The sequence below is a fragment of the Modestobacter versicolor genome, from assembly GCF_014195485.1.
In the GTDB taxonomy this organism is placed as follows: Bacteria; Actinomycetota; Actinomycetes; order Mycobacteriales; family Geodermatophilaceae; genus Modestobacter; species Modestobacter versicolor.
The window spans coordinates 266,842-280,789 of record NZ_JACIBU010000001.1; the positions used below are offsets into that span (position 1 = coordinate 266,842).

Genomic DNA, 13,948 nt, shown 5'->3' on the forward strand with positions numbered 1-13,948 from the left:
GAGGTCGGCGGCCGTCAGGCCGGCAGGGACGCCACCCCGCGGGGCAGGAACCGCGTGCCGCGGACGGCCTCGGAGACGCCGGCCCGGTCGAGGTGGGCGGAGATGCCACCCAGCCAGAACGGCCAGCCCGCGCCCAGCAGCATCGCCAGGTCGACGTCCTGCACCGCCTGCACGACCCCCTCGTCGAGCATCAGCCCGATCTCCTCGGCCAGCGCCCGCTCGGCGTTCGCCCGCAGCTGCTCGGCGGTGAGCGGCGAGTCGCCGCTGTCGATGCCGGCCAGGTCCGGGTCGACGACGCCGGGCTCGGAGAACACCGACGTCCTGCCCAGCTCGACCATCCGCCGCAGCCCCTCGCCGACGCCGAACCGGTCGGGGAAGGCCTCGTGCATCCGCTCGGCGACGTGCAGCGCGACCGGCGGCCCGACGAGGGAGAGCAGCTCGAACGGGGTCATCGGCAGGCCCAGCGGGTCGAGCGCCCGCTCGGCCACGGCGACCGGCGTGCCGGCGTCGACCGCGGCGGTGACCTCGCCCAGGAAGCGGGTGAGCAGCCGGTTCACCACGAACGCCGGGGCGTCGGCGACCAGCACGCAGGACTTCCCCAGCGCCTTGCCGACCGCGAACCCGGTGGCCAGCGTGGCGTCGTCGGTCTGCCCGGCGCGCACCACCTCCAGCAGCGGCAGGACGGCGACCGGGTTGAAGAAGTGCAGGCCGACGACCCGTTCCGGGTGCCGCAGCCCCGCCGCCATCTCGGTCACCGAGAGCGCGGAGGTGTTGGTGGCCAGCACGCACTGGTCGGAGACCACCGCCTCCACCTCGGCGAAGACCTGCTGCTTGACCGACAGCTCCTCGAACACCGCCTCGATGACCAGGTCGGCGTCGGCGAAGGCGTCCTTGGTGAGCGAGCCGGTGACCAGCCCGGTGAGCCGGTTCAGCGCGTCGGGGGAGAGGCGCCCCCGGCCGGCCAGCTTCTGCAGCTCGCCGTGCACGTAGCCGACTCCCTTGTCCACCCGCGCCTGGTCGACGTCGGTGAGCACGACGGGCACCTCGAGCCTGCGCACGAAGAGCAGCGCCAGCTGGGAGGCCATCAGCCCGGCGCCCACGACGCCGACCTTGGTCACCTTTCGGGCGAGCTTCCGGTCGGGCGCGCCGGCGGGGCGCTTGGCCCGCCGGTTGACCAGGTCGAAGGAGTAGAGCCCGGCCCGCAGCTCGTCGCTCATCAGCAGCTCGGCCAGCGCGTCGTCCTCGGCCGCCGTCCCGGCGGTGAAGGCCTCGTCGCCCACCCCGGCCCGGGCCAGGTCGAGCAGCTCGACGGCGCGGAGCGCACCCGGGGAGGCGTTGCGGGTGCGCGCCGCCACGATCCCGCGGGCCCGGGCGATCGCGTCGTCCCAGCCCGAGCGGTCGACGTCGGGACGGCGGACCGTGACCTCGCCGGCCAGCACGCCGACCGCCCACTCCAGCGACCGTTCCAGGAAGTCGGCCGGCTCGAACACCGCGTCCGCGATGCCCAGCTTCGCCGCTCGCGGTCCCGGCGTGATCTTGTTCTGCGCCAACGCGTTCTCGACGATCACGCCGACCGCGGCGTCGATGCCGATCAGGTCGGGCAGCAGCTGCGTGCCGCCCCAGCCGGGCACCAGGCCGAGGAACACCTCGGGGAAGGCGACGACCGCGGTGCTGGCGATCGTGCGGTGCTGGCAGTGCAGCGCCAGCTCCAGGCCGCCGCCGAGCGCCGCGCCGTTGACGAAGGCGAACGTCGGGATGGTCGAGTCCTTGAGCCGGCGGAACACCCGGTGGCCGGTCTCGGCGATCTCCCGGGCGTCCTCGGCCGAGGCGATCTGCGGGACGCCGGAGAGGTCGGCACCGACGGCGAAGACGAACGGCTTGCCGGTGACCGCGATGGCTGCCGGCGCCGGGGTGCGCGCCTGGATCTCGTCCAGGGCGGCGTCCAGCGAGGCCAGCCCGCCGGGGCCGAACGTGGACGGCCGGGTGTGGTCGTGCCCGTTGTCCAGGGTGACCAGGGCCAGCTCACCGGCCAGCCCCGGCACCCGCAGGTACCGCACCTTGGCCTCGCTCACGACCTCGTCGGTGAAGACGGCGCTCACGCCCGTGCCCCTTCCCAGTTCGGGTTCTCCCAGATCACGGTGCCGCCCATGCCGATGCCGATGCACATCGCGGTGAGCCCGTAGCGCACGTCCGGACGCTGGGCGAACTGGCGGGACAGCTGGGTCATCAGCCGGACGCCGGAGGAGGCCAGCGGGTGACCGACGGCGATGGCGCCGCCCCAGGGGTTGACCCGCTCGTCGTCGTCGGCGATGCCGTAGTGGTCCAGGAAGGCCAGCACCTGGACGGCGAAGGCCTCGTTGAGCTCGAACAGCCCGATGTCGGAGATGGACAGGCCGGTGCTGGCCAGCGCCTTCTCCGTCGACGGGATGGGCCCGGTGCCCATGACCTCGGGCTCGACCCCGGCGAAGCCGTAGCCGACCAGTCGCATGCCGATCGCCAGGCCCAGCTCGACGGCGACGTCCTCGGCGGCGAGCAGGCAGCCGGTGGCGCCGTCGTTGAGGCCGGCGGCGTTGCCCGCGGTCACGTGCCCGTGCGGGCGGAACGGCGTCTTGAGCGTGGCCAGCCCCTCGAGGGTGGTGCCCGGCCGCGGTGGCTCGTCGGCGGTGGCGAGCCCCCAGCCGGCCTCGGCCGACCGGGTGGCGACCGGCACCAGCTCCGGGCCGATGTGCCCCTCGGCCGCGGCCTTCGCGTACTTCTGCTGGCTGGCCACCGCGAACGCGTCGGCGCGCTCCTTGGTCAGGTGCGGGAAGCGGTCGTGCAGGTTCTCCGCCGTCGAGCCCATCACCAGGGCGGAGCCGTCGACGATCTTCTCGCTGACGAAGCGCGGGTTGGGGTCCACGCCCTCGCCCATCGGGTGGTGGCCCATGTGCTCGACCCCGCCGGCGATGGCGACGTCGTAGGCGCCGAAGGCGATGCCGCTGGCCGTGGTGGTCACCGCGGTCATCGCGCCGGCGCACATCCGGTCGATGGCGTACCCGGGCACCGACTTCGGCAGACCGGCGAGCAGCGCGGCGGTGCGGCCGATGGTCAGCCCCTGGTCGCCGATCTGGGTGGTGGCGGCGATCGCCACCTCGTCGACGCGCTCCGGCGGCAGCGACGGGTTGCGGCGCAGCAGCTCCCGGATGCACCGGACGACGAGGTCGTCGGCGCGCGTCTCGGCGTAGATGCCCGTCGGGCCGGCCTTGCCGAAGGGGGTGCGCACGCCGTCGACGAAGACGACCTCGCGCAGCTGGCGGGACATGGGACCTCCGCGATGAGTCGAGGTGCCGGCCGGGCGGGTCGGCACGCGGTCAAGTTACTCGCTGGTAATGGGAAGCCGCGAGACCTGCCGGGAGGGTCGGTGCAGAGCTCTCCGGAGCGGCGTCGCAGGTGAACGCGCTGGTGGCAGACGTCTGGGACGTCTCCGGAACTTCTCGGTCACGGGCTGGTAACGGTGATCAGATGTGCTTGCCGCCACAGTCGTGACGCGCGCAACATCACGCCCGGCACTCTGTCCCCACTCCAAGAAACGGCAGGACCTGATGGCGCGACGGCGCACCCTCATGACGGCTCTCGCAGCCACGCTCGTGTTCGGGCTGGCTGCCTGCGGCAGCGACGACGACGGTGGCAGCGGCGGCGGTGGTGGTGGCGGTGAGGAGGCCGCCGGCAAGGTCGGCGTGATCCTGCCCGACACCGAGTCCTCGACCCGGTGGGAGTCCTTCGACCGTCCGCTGCTCGAGCAGGCCTTCGAGGACGCCGGCATCGAGTACGACATCCAGAACGCCGAGGGCGACGCCCAGCGGATGGCGACGATCGCCGAGCAGATGATCACCGAGGGCGTCACCGTCCTGGCGATCGTCAACCTGGACAACGCCTCCGGCGCGCAGATCCAGCAGCAGGCCGCGCAGCAGGGGGTGCAGACGATCGACTACGACCGGCTCACCCTGGGCGGCTCGGCGGAGTACTACGTCTCCTTCGACAACACCGAGGTCGGCCGGCTGCAGGGCCAGGGCCTGGCCGACTGCCTCGGCCCGGAGGCCGCGAACATCGCCTTCCTCAACGGCTCGCCCGACGACAGCAACGCCACGCTGTTCGCCGCCGGCGCGCACGAGGTGCTCGACGAGATGACCCAGTACACCCAGGTCGCCGAGCAGGCCGTGCCCGGCTGGGAGCCGGAGCAGGCGGCGACGATCTTCGAGCAGATGTACACCCAGGCCGGCGGCAACATCCAGGGCGTGCTCGCGGCGAACGACCAGCTCGGCAACGCCGCGATCCAGACCCTGGTGCGCAACGGCCAGGCCGGCCAGGTGCCGGTGACCGGCCAGGACGCCTCGGTCGAGGGCCTGCAGAACATCCTCGCCGAGCGCCAGTGCATGACGGTCTACAAGCCGGCCGCCGAGGAGGCGGGCGCGCTGGCCGAGCTGGCCATCTCGCTGATCAACGGGGAGGACGCGCCGGACATCATCAACGGCGAGTCCGAGGACTCCGAGGGTGACCGCCAGGTCCCGTCGGTGCTGCTGGACCCGGTGTCCATCAACCGCGACAACGTCAAGCAGGTCGTCGACGACGGTCAGGTGACGGCAGCGGAGCTGTGCACCGGCGAGTACGCCGCCGCCTGCACCGAGCTCGGCATCCAGTAACCCCATCCACACCCTCGGGGCGTCCTCCAGACGGAGGGCGCCCCGAGGCTCGTCGCAGGCAGGAAGGCCAACCATGAGCGTTCCGCAGTCCGGGGACGGCACGCCCGTCCTCGAACTCCGTGGCGTGAACAAGAGCTTCGGTGCGGTCCAGGTCCTCCACGGCGTCGACCTGAAGGTCTACACCGGCAAGGTCACCGCACTCGTCGGCGACAACGGAGCCGGCAAGAGCACCCTGATCAAGTCCATCGCCGGCATCCACCCCATCGACAGCGGCGAGATCCTCTTCGAGGGCCGCCCGGTCCAGGTCGCCGGTCCTCGTGACTCCGCGGCCCTCGGCATCGAGGTCGTCTACCAGGACCTCGCGCTCGCCGACAACCTCGACGTCGTGCAGAACATGTTCCTCGGGCGCGAGCGCACCAAGGGCATCCTGCTCGACGAGGCGTCCATGGAGCAGGCCGCCCGGGACACCCTGGCCCGGCTCTCGGTGCGGACGCTGAAGTCCGTCCGCCAGCTGGTGTCCAGCCTGTCCGGTGGCCAGCGGCAGACCGTGGCCATCGCCAAGGCCGTGCTCTGGGAGTCCAAGGTCGTCATCCTCGACGAGCCCACCGCGGCCCTCGGGGTGGCGCAGACCCGCCAGGTCCTGGACCTGGTGCGCCGGCTGGCCGACACCGGGCACGCCGTCGTGTTCATCTCGCACAACATGGTCGACGTCTTCGAGGTCGCCGACCGGGTCGCCGCCCTCTACCTGGGCCGCGTCGCCGCCGACGTGCCCATCTCCACGGTCGACCGCAGCCAGGTCATCGAGCTGATCACCGCCGGCCGGTCCGGTGACCTCGGCATGGCGCCCGCCGCCGCAGCAGAAGTTGGGATCTGAGGACACCGATGTCGACGAGCACCACCCCCACCAGCAACGTCGAGCCCGGCGGAGCCGCGCCGGCCGGCTTCGAGGGCGACCGCACCGACGACTCCCTCGGCGGCGTCGTCCGCGGGTACCTCAACCGCATCCGCGGCGGTGACCTGGGCGCGCTCCCCGCCGTCCTGGGCATCGTCGCGCTGACCCTGCTCTTCTACGCGCTCCGGCCCAACACCTTCCTGACCCCGCTCAACCTGACCAACCTGCTGGTCCAGGCCGCGCCGATCACGCTGCTGGCGATGGGGCTGGTCTTCGTCCTGCTGCTGGGCGACATCGACCTGTCCGCGGGTGTGGTCAGCGGTGTCTGCGCCGCGGTCTGCGCCCAGCTGCTGGCCGACGCCGGGTCGCCCTGGTACGTCGCGGTGCTGGGCGCGCTGGTCACCGGCGCGGTCATCGGGCTCTTCACCGGCACGGTGGTCTCGCTGATCGGGATCCCGTCGTTCGTCGTCACCCTGGCGCTGTTCCTCGGCTTCCAGGGCGTGACGCTGCGGCTGATCGGCCAGGGCGGCACCGTCCCGATCCGGGACGAGACGGTCCGGGCGATCACCAACAGCAACCTGCCCGTCGGGCTGGGCTGGGCGCTCACCGCGGTCGCGATCGTGCTGTACGCGCTGCTGCAGCTGAACCGGTGGCGGCTGGCGAACGCCCGCGGCCTGTCCAACCAGCCGCTGGTGGTCGTGGTGGCCCGGATCGTCGTGATCGGCGCCGTCCTGGTCGGCATCACCGCGGTGCTCAGCGTCGACCGGGCGCTGTCGGCCGCCGTCGACCTCAAGGGCATCCCGTACGCGGTGCCGCTGGTGGTCGTCCTGCTGCTGGCGCTCACCTTCCTCGCCGGGCGCACGACCTTCGGCCGGCACGTCTACGCCGTGGGCGGCAACACCGAGGCCGCCCGCCGCGCCGGCATCAACGTCACCAAGATCCGGGTGCTGGTCTTCGTGCTCTCGTCGTCGATGGCGGCGGTGAGCGGGCTGGTCGCGGCCTCCCGGCTGAGCTCGGTGACGCCGGGGTCCGGTGGCGGCAACACGCTGCTGTACGCGGTGGGCGCCGCGGTCATCGGCGGCACGAGCCTCTTCGGTGGTCGTGGCCGGGTGCGGGACGCCGTCCTCGGCGGTCTGGTCGTGGCGATCATCGCCAACGGGCTCGGGCTGCTGGGCGTCGACGCGTACCTGAACTTCATCATCACCGGTGCCGTGCTGCTGCTGGCCGCCAGCGTCGACGCGCTGGCCCGCCGCCGGGCAGCCGCGACAGGGCACTGAGGCCCGGCCGTCCGGGGTGCCTGCGGGTGCCCCGGACGGCCGGGCTGCGGCAGCGCCCGCACGTCCCGGGGCCGACGGAGCTGCGGCTGCGGTTGCGGCCCGGGGCGGTGGTCGGCCTGGACGGCCGGCCGGTGGAGGCCGAACGGCTGCGCTCCTTCGCCGACGACCCGCGCCGCCGTCCGCGAGCTGCGGGCACGCCAGGCCACCGGGTGACCTGAGCGCTCTCTGCGGGGAGTCGAGCTCTGCCCACCACGGTGGGCAGAGCTCGACTCCGCCGACCCCCACCCGCCGGTCGGCCGGCGGGGCGCGGTCAGCCGGCGGCGATCGCGTCGGTGAGCGGGTCGCGGGTCAGCTCGACCTGCCACTCCCGGGCACCGCCGGCCCGCAGCGCGTCGGCCACCGCGTCCGCGGTCGCCGGCGTCGGCGGGGTCCACATCAGCCGGCGGACCAGGTCGGGGGAGAGCAGGTTCTCCACCGGCACCGACCACTGCTCGGAGAGCGCGGCCAGCGACGCCCGGGCCGCCTTGAGCCGCACGGCGGCGGCCGGGTCGCGGTCGGCCCAGCGGTTCACCGGAGGCGGCCCGTCTCCCGGCTTGCTGTGCAGCGGCAGCTCGGCCTCGGGCAGCGCCCGGCCGCGGACGATCGCGCCGAACCAGGTGCTCACCAGCTTGCGGTTGGCCCGGCCGCGGAACACCGGCAGATCGAGCAGCGCGCCCTCGTCCTTGGGATCGGCCTGCACGGCCGACACGATCGCGGCGTCGGGCAGCACCCGGCCGGGGGCGATGTCGCGCCGGCGGGCGAGCTCGTCGCGGGCCTGCCACAGCGCCCGCAGCACACCGAGCTGGCGGCGGCTGCGCAGCCCGTGCATCCCCGACGTCTTCCGCCACGGGTCGACCTTCGGCGCCGGCGGCCCCGCGGCGAGGATCGCCTCGAACTCCTGCCGGGCCCACTCGGTCTTGCCCTGCTCCTCGAGGATCGCGGCCAGCGCGTCGCGCAGGTCGACCAGCACCTCGACGTCCAGCGCCGCGTAGACCAGCCAGTCCTCGGGCAGCGGCCGGGTGCTCCAGTCGGCGGCCGAGTGGCCCTTCTGCAGCGAGAAGCCGAGCAGCGACTCGACGACGGCGCCCAGGCCGACCCGGGGGAGGCCGGCCAGCCGGGCGGCCAGCTCGGTGTCGAACAGCTTGCGGGGGACCAGGCCGATCTCGGCCAGGCACGGCAGGTCCTGGTTGGCCGCGTGCAGCACCCACTCGGCGTCGCCGATGGCGGCCTGCACCGCGGAGAGGTCGGGGAGCGGGACGGGGTCGATCAGCCCGGTGCCGGCGCCGGCCCGGCGCATCTGCACCAGGTAGGCGCTCTGCCCGTAGCGGTAGCCGGAGGCCCGCTCGGCGTCCACCGCGACCGGGCCGCTGCCGGCGGCCAGCGCGTCGGCGTAGGCGACCAGGGCCGTCGAGGTCTCGATCACCGGCGGCAGGCCGTCGCGGGGCGCCAGCAGCGGGATCGCGGTCGGCGCGTCCTCGGCAGCCGGGGCGACCTCGCCGGCCGGGGCCTCGCCCGTACGGGCCTCGGGAGCGGGCGCCGGGACGGCGGCAGGCGCCTCCGCCGGGGGCGTGGGCTCGGTGAACTCGACCGGGTGCACGGCACGAGTCTGCTCGGTGCTCAGTTGATGACCCCCGAGCGGATGCCCAGCGCCACCATGTGCGCCCGGTCGCCGGTGCCCAGCTTCCGCGCGATGCGCGCCAGGTGGCTCTTCACGGTCAGTGCTGACAGGTCCACCTTCTCGCCGATCTCCTTGTTCGTGTGCCCGTCGGCGACCAGCCGCAGGATGTCGCGCTCGCGGGCGGACAGCTCCCCGACAGCCTCCTCCACCCCGGTCTGGGTCAGCCCCTGGGCCAGGCTGCTGGCGATCCCCGGGTCGGCGAAGACCTCCCCGGACAGCGCCGCCCGCAGGCCCTCGGTGAGGACGGCGAGCGGGCTGGTCTTCAGCACGTACCCCTGCACCCCCGCCAGGAACGCCGCGCGGACGACGGCGGGGTCGGTGACCGAGGTGAGGACGACGGTCACCGGCCAGCCCTCGGTGCGCAGCGTCGGCAGCAGGTCCAGCCCCCGCCCGGGGTCGCCCCCGCGCCCGGCGTCCGGGCCGGCCTCGGGCAGGTCGACCTCCAGCACGCACAGCGCCCGGGGACCGGAGACGTGGGCGCGCACCCGGGCCTCCTCCAGCGAGGCGGCCTCCTCGACGTCACGGGCACCGAGCGACCGCAGCCGCCCGGCGAGGGCCTCGCGCACCAGCGGGGACGGGTCGACGACCAGGGCACCGGCGTGCGGGCCGAACAGCACGCCGTCGGACCAGAGACGGCCCAGGGACATCCAGCCTCCCGTCGTCGGACCGGTCGACGGAAGCGGTCGGGCTGACCACTCGACGGATGACCGGCGTGTCCGAGCACTCGGCCCACGTCCCGTTACGCCGAGTGGAGTACGGCGAGAAGTCTAGGCGCCGCTGTCGGCGGGCTGCCCGTTCGAGCTGAGCAGGTGGATCCCGGGCGGCGGCAGCCCCGCGGCGTTGCCCAGCACCTCGAGGAAGGCGGTGAGGTGCTTGTCCAGGTCGGTGCCCTCCGCCGTCCAGGACGCCCGGATCTCGACGTCGACGGAGTGCTCGGGAGCGGCGATGGAGCCGAAGCGGGTGGAGGCGGTGCGGGTGACGGTGCCGCCGACCGAGTGGTGGACGGCGCCGTGCTCGACCAGCGCATCGGTCAGCCAGCTCCAGGCGACCTCGGAGAACATGCTGTCGTCGACCATCTCGGAGTCGGTCTCGGCCGAGACGTAGCCGACGCAGCGGGTCGTGCCCTGCCAGGCCTCGTGGCCCTCCGGGTCGAACAGCACGATGAACCGGCCGCTGGCGATCTCCTCGTCGTCGTCCAGCGGGTCGCCGACCCGGATGCCCACCGCGTGCGACCACGGCGCCAGCCGCTGCGGCGCCGGGATGTGCTCGACGACGACCTCCGGCCGCGGGTGTACGGTCGCCAGCGCCTCGAGGGCGGCCTGGAACTCCGCGGGCGCCTGCGCCGGCGGCGGAGTGGCGTCGTCCGGGCGAGTGCGCTGCTGGGCCACGTGCGCAGGGTAGGTCGCCGGGCCCGGGATGCGGCGTCCCGACGCGCCGCCGTGACCGGGCTGTGCGCCCGGCGGGCGTCCTCAGCCGCCGTCGGGGACGTCTGGGAGGATCGGCGGTCGTGGGAACAGCAGCAGGACCGGCCGCCGACTCCGACCTGGTCCGGGCGGCCCGAGGCCTCCCGGTCAGCCGCACCCCCGTGTGGTTCATGCGCCAGGCGGGCCGCTCGCTGCCCGAGTACCGCGCGCTGCGCGCCGGCACCGCGATGCTGCAGGCCTGCCAGGACCCCGACCTGGTCACCGAGATCACCCTGCAGCCGGTGCGGCGGCACGGGGTGGACGCCGCCATCCTCTTCTCCGACATCGTGCTGCCGCTGGTGGTGGCCGGCGTCGACATCGAGATCAAGCCCGGCATCGGCCCGGTGGTCGCCTCCCCGGTGCGCACGGTCGCCGACGTCGACGCCCTCCCGCCGCTGGAGCCCGACCGGCTGGACTTCCTGGCCACCGCCGTCCGCCGGCTCGTCGGCGAGCTGGGGGCCACCCCGCTCATCGGCTTCGCCGGCGCCCCGTTCACCCTCGCCACGTACCTGATCGAGGGCGGGCCCTCCAAGGAGCACGCCCGCACCAAGGCCTTCATGTACGCCGAGCCGGAGGCCTGGCAGCGGCTGCTCGAGCGGCTCGCGGTCAGCGCCGCGACCTTCCTGCGGGTGCAGGTCGACGCCGGGGCGAGCGCCGTGCAGCTGTTCGACTCCTGGGCCGGCGTGCTCTCGGCCACCGACTACGCCGCCCGGGTGCTGCCGCACTCGCGCGCGGTCTTCGACGGGCTCGCCGCCCCGGAGGTGCCGAAGGTGCACTTCGGCGTGGGCACCGGTGAGCTGCTGCCGCTGATCGGCGAGGCCGGCGTGGACGTCGTCGGCGTCGACTGGCGGGTGCCGCTCGACGAGGCCGCCCGCCGGGTCGGGCCCGGGTACTCGCTGCAGGGGAACCTCGACCCCGCCGTGCTGCTCGCCGACCGGGCGACCGTCGACCGCGAGGTGCGCCGGGTGGTCGAGCAGGGCCGGGCCGCCCGCGGGCACGTGTTCAACCTCGGCCACGGCGTCCTCCCCGACACCGACCCGGGCGTCCTCACGCACGTGGTCGAGCTGGTGCACGAGCTGTCGGCCAGGTGAGCCGCCTCGTCGTCGTCGGCGCCGGCATCACCGGGCTGACCGCCGCCTGGGAGTGGCGCCGCACGCACCCCGACGACGAGGTGCTGGTGCTGGAGGCCGGCTCGCGCATCGGCGGCAAGCTGGACCGGGTCGACCTCGCCGGCCGCTGGTACGACACCGGGCCGGAGGCGGTGCTCGCCCGGGTGCCCGAGGCGGTCGAGCTGATCGAGGCGCTCGGCCTGGCCGACCAGCTGGTGCCCGCGCAGACCACCCAGGCCTCGATCGTGCTGCCCGAGGGCCGCTTCCCGCTGCCCGCCGGCACGCTGCAGGGGGTGCCGACGTCCGCCGACGGCCTGGACGGCGTGCTCACCCCCGCCGGCGTGGCCCGGGTGCGCGCCGAGGCCGACCTGCCCCCGCTGCGGCTGGACGGCGACGTCTCCGTCGGCGGCCTGCTCCGGGAGCGGCTCGGCGACGAGGTCGTCGACCGGCTGGTCGAGCCGCTGCTCGGCGGGGTCTACGCCGGCCGCCCCGACGACCTCTCGCTCGCCGCCACCATGCCCGCGCTCGCCGCCCAGCTGCCGGCGGCCACGTCGCTGCTGGGCGCTGCGATGGCCGCGCGGGACGCCGGTGCCCGCAGCCGGGGCGACGTCGACGGACCGGTCTTCGTCACCGTCCGCGACGGCATCGGGTCGCTCCCGCAGGCCCTGGTCGACGGTGCGCGGGCGGACGTCCGGCTGGACACCGCGGTGGCCGCGCTGCGTCGGGTCGCCGGCGGCTTCGAGCTGGAGCTCGAGGGCGGAACGACGCTCACCGCCGACGCCGTCGTGCTGGCCACCCCGGCGAGCCCCACCGCCCGGCTGCTGGCCGACGTGGCGCCGGATGCCGTCGAGCCGCTGCAGGGCATCCCGTACGCGTCGATGGCCGTGGTCGCGATGGCGTTCCCCGAGCAACAGGTGGCCGCGGGCTCCGGGCTGCTGGTGCCGCCGGTCACCGGCCGGCTGGTCAAGGGCGTGACGGTCTCCTCCTCGAAGTGGCCGCACCTGGGCGGCGCGCTGCGGGTCCGGTCGTCGGTCGGCCGGTTCGGCGACGACGCCGCCCTGCAGCGCGCGGACGACGACCTCACCGCCGCGGTGGTCGCCGACGTCGCCGAGCTGCTGGACCTGGAGCGGCCCGAGCCGGTGCAGACCGAGCTGGTGCGCTGGGTCGACGGGCTGCCGCAGTACCTGGTCGGGCACCCGCAGCGGGTCGCCGCGGTGCGGGCGGCGGTCGCTGCCGTGCCGGGGCTGGCGGTCGCCGGTGCCGCCTACGGCGGGGTCGGGGTGCCCGCGTGCATCCGGGACGCCCGCCGGGCCGTCGCCGCGCTGGGCTGAGGCGCAGCGGGCTGGTCAGCGCGGCGGTGATCACCTCCCGTCCAGTGCCGCCTCCGCGGCGTGGAGACCGCCCTCAGCGGGAGGTGATCACCGCGCGCTCAGCGGCCGCGTCGCTCGGCCAGCGCCACCACCGTGGGGCGCCGCGGCAGCTCGTCGTCCACCCGGTCAGTGTCACAGCCGCCCGGTGTCAACTGACAAGTCTGACGCGTGACAATGGGGGCATGAGCGAGCAGACCGAAGAGCGCAGCATCGGCAAGCGGGCCAACGAGCTCAACGCGATGATCCGCTACACGATGTGGTCGGTGTTCAAGCTGGCCCGCCCGCTGGGCGACGACCAGCGGTCCGCGGCGGCTGACGAGGTCACCGCGCTGTTCGACGAGCTCGCCGGCAAGGACGTCGTCGTCCGCGGTGTCTACGACGTCGCCGGCCTGCGCGCCGACGCGGACCTGATGATCTGGTGGCACGCCGAGACCCCGGAGGCGCTGCAGGAGGCCTACGGCCGGTTCCGCCGCACCACGCTGGGCCGCCAGCTGGACCCGGTGTGGTCGCAGATGGCCCTGCACCGGCCGGCCGAGTTCAACCGCAGCCACGTGCCGGCGTTCCTCGCCGACGAGGAGCCGCGCCGCTACGTCTGCGTGTACCCCTTCGTCCGCTCCTACGAGTGGTACCTGCTGCCCGAGGAGGAGCGGCGGGACATGCTCAAGGAGCACGGCATGCAGGCCCGCCCCTACCCGGACGTGCGGGCCAACACCGTCTCCAGTTTCGGGCTCGGCGACTACGAGTGGATGCTCGCCTTCGAGGCCGACGAGCTGCACCGCATCGTCGACCTGATGCGCGACCTGCGGGCCAGCCGCGCGCGGCGGCACGTCCGCGAGGAGGTGCCGTTCTACACCGGCACCCGCAAGCAGGTCGCGGAGCTCGTCGCCGACCTGCCATGACGATCGAGCCCTGAACGCCAGTGGCCCAGGACCCGACGGGTCCTGGGCCACTGGCGTTCAGGGCTGCGTAGCTCAGGCCTCGCTGGGCGCGAGGGTGATGCTCACCGAGTTGATGCAGTAGCGGTCGCCGGTGGGCGTCTGCGGGGCGTCGGCGAAGACGTGCCCGAGGTGGCTGTGGCAGGTGCCGCAGAGCGCCTCGGTGCGCAGCATCCCGTGGCTGGTGTCGTCGCGGAGGACGACGTTGTCGCTGGTGGAGGGTGCGTAGAACGACGGCCAGCCGCAGTGCGAGTCGAACTTGGTCTCGGAACGGAAGAGCTCGGCGCCGCACGCCCGGCAGGAGTAGACGCCGACGGTCTTGGTGTCGACGTACTCACCGGTCCACGGCCGCTCGGTCCCGGCCTCGCGGAGGACGGCGTACTCCTCCGGCGACAGCTGGGCGCGCCACTCCTCGTCGCTCTTGACGACCTGGGGCTGGTGGGCGGATGTGGTCATGCCCCCACGGTACGGCGCGCCCGCCACCGGTGCCGCGCACGGGACGGCCC

The 13,948-nt window shown here is 74.1% G+C and carries 13 protein-coding genes; 7 read left to right on the forward strand and 6 right to left on the reverse strand.

The genetic code is table 11. From position 1 onward, the window contains the following. Nucleotides 1-14: 14 nt before the first annotated feature. Both FHX36_RS01245 and FHX36_RS01250 read right to left on the reverse strand, forming a co-directional pair. Nucleotides 15-2,099: a 3-hydroxyacyl-CoA dehydrogenase NAD-binding domain-containing protein gene (locus tag FHX36_RS01245; RefSeq protein ID WP_110552186.1), complete on the reverse strand. Its 2,085-nt coding sequence runs from the start codon at nucleotides 2,097-2,099 to the stop codon at nucleotides 15-17. Next, nucleotides 2,096-3,301 (reverse strand): thiolase family protein, encoded by a 1,206-nt coding sequence (locus tag FHX36_RS01250; RefSeq protein WP_110552187.1) that lies wholly within the window; start codon nucleotides 3,299-3,301, stop codon nucleotides 2,096-2,098. The genes FHX36_RS01245 and FHX36_RS01250 overlap by 4 nt, the downstream gene beginning before the upstream one ends. 301 nt (nucleotides 3,302-3,602) lie before the next feature. On the opposite strand from FHX36_RS01250, the gene FHX36_RS01255 reads away from it, so the two are divergent. The 4 genes from FHX36_RS01255 to FHX36_RS01270 all read left to right on the forward strand — a co-directional run bounded on the left by FHX36_RS01255 (nucleotide 3,603) and on the right by FHX36_RS01270 (nucleotide 7,066). Further along, nucleotides 3,603-4,679 carry a sugar ABC transporter substrate-binding protein gene (locus FHX36_RS01255; RefSeq protein WP_246405382.1) on the forward strand — a complete coding sequence of 359 codons (1,077 nt, stop codon included), beginning with the start codon at nucleotides 3,603-3,605 and terminating at the stop codon, nucleotides 4,677-4,679. 73 nt (nucleotides 4,680-4,752) lie between these two features. Beyond that, a complete protein-coding gene (locus FHX36_RS01260; RefSeq protein ID WP_110552189.1) occupies nucleotides 4,753-5,553 on the forward strand; it encodes an ATP-binding cassette domain-containing protein in 801 nt (266 codons plus the stop codon). Between the two features lie 8 nt (nucleotides 5,554-5,561). Beyond that, nucleotides 5,562-6,848 carry a sugar ABC transporter permease gene (locus tag FHX36_RS01265; protein ID WP_110552190.1) on the forward strand — a complete coding sequence of 429 codons (1,287 nt, stop codon included), beginning with the start codon at nucleotides 5,562-5,564 and terminating at the stop codon, nucleotides 6,846-6,848. 26 nt (nucleotides 6,849-6,874) lie between these two features. Further along, nucleotides 6,875-7,066, forward strand: a complete 192-nt coding sequence (locus FHX36_RS01270; protein ID WP_110552191.1) for a hypothetical protein — start codon at nucleotides 6,875-6,877, stop codon at nucleotides 7,064-7,066. Between the two features lie 92 nt (nucleotides 7,067-7,158). On the opposite strand, the gene FHX36_RS01275 is transcribed toward FHX36_RS01270, so the two are convergent. The 3 genes from FHX36_RS01275 to FHX36_RS01285 all read right to left on the reverse strand — a co-directional run bounded on the left by FHX36_RS01275 (nucleotide 7,159) and on the right by FHX36_RS01285 (nucleotide 9,953). After that, complete coding sequence (locus FHX36_RS01275; protein WP_258372716.1) at nucleotides 7,159-8,484, reverse strand: ribonuclease D; 1,326 nt, start codon at nucleotides 8,482-8,484, stop codon at nucleotides 7,159-7,161. A gap of 20 nt (nucleotides 8,485-8,504) precedes the next feature. Continuing rightward, nucleotides 8,505-9,212 carry a response regulator transcription factor gene (locus tag FHX36_RS01280; RefSeq protein WP_110552193.1) on the reverse strand — a complete coding sequence of 236 codons (708 nt, stop codon included), beginning with the start codon at nucleotides 9,210-9,212 and terminating at the stop codon, nucleotides 8,505-8,507. A gap of 120 nt (nucleotides 9,213-9,332) precedes the next feature. Then, nucleotides 9,333-9,953, reverse strand: a complete 621-nt coding sequence (locus tag FHX36_RS01285; protein ID WP_110552194.1) for a DUF3000 domain-containing protein — start codon at nucleotides 9,951-9,953, stop codon at nucleotides 9,333-9,335. 119 nt (nucleotides 9,954-10,072) lie between these two features. On the opposite strand from FHX36_RS01285, the gene hemE reads away from it, so the two are divergent. The 3 genes from hemE (at nucleotide 10,073) to hemQ (ending at nucleotide 13,406) form a co-directional block, all read left to right on the forward strand. Next, on the forward strand, nucleotides 10,073-11,119 hold the full coding sequence (hemE, locus tag FHX36_RS01290) for a uroporphyrinogen decarboxylase (RefSeq protein WP_110552195.1): 1,047 nt from the start codon (nucleotides 10,073-10,075) through the stop codon (nucleotides 11,117-11,119). Then, nucleotides 11,116-12,468 (forward strand): protoporphyrinogen oxidase, encoded by a 1,353-nt coding sequence (gene hemG / locus FHX36_RS01295; protein WP_183513443.1) that lies wholly within the window; start codon nucleotides 11,116-11,118, stop codon nucleotides 12,466-12,468. Before hemE ends, hemG begins: the two co-directional genes overlap by 4 nt. Nucleotides 12,469-12,689: 221 nt before the next feature. Continuing rightward, the gene (gene hemQ / locus FHX36_RS01300; RefSeq protein ID WP_110552308.1) at nucleotides 12,690-13,406 is read left to right on the forward strand and encodes a hydrogen peroxide-dependent heme synthase; all 717 of its coding nucleotides are present in this window, start codon (nucleotides 12,690-12,692) and stop codon (nucleotides 13,404-13,406) included. 72 nt (nucleotides 13,407-13,478) lie between these two features. On the opposite strand, the gene msrB is transcribed toward hemQ, so the two are convergent. Beyond that, complete coding sequence (msrB, locus tag FHX36_RS01305; protein WP_110552307.1) at nucleotides 13,479-13,898, reverse strand: peptide-methionine (R)-S-oxide reductase MsrB; 420 nt, start codon at nucleotides 13,896-13,898, stop codon at nucleotides 13,479-13,481. Between the last annotated feature and the right edge of the window lie 50 nt (nucleotides 13,899-13,948).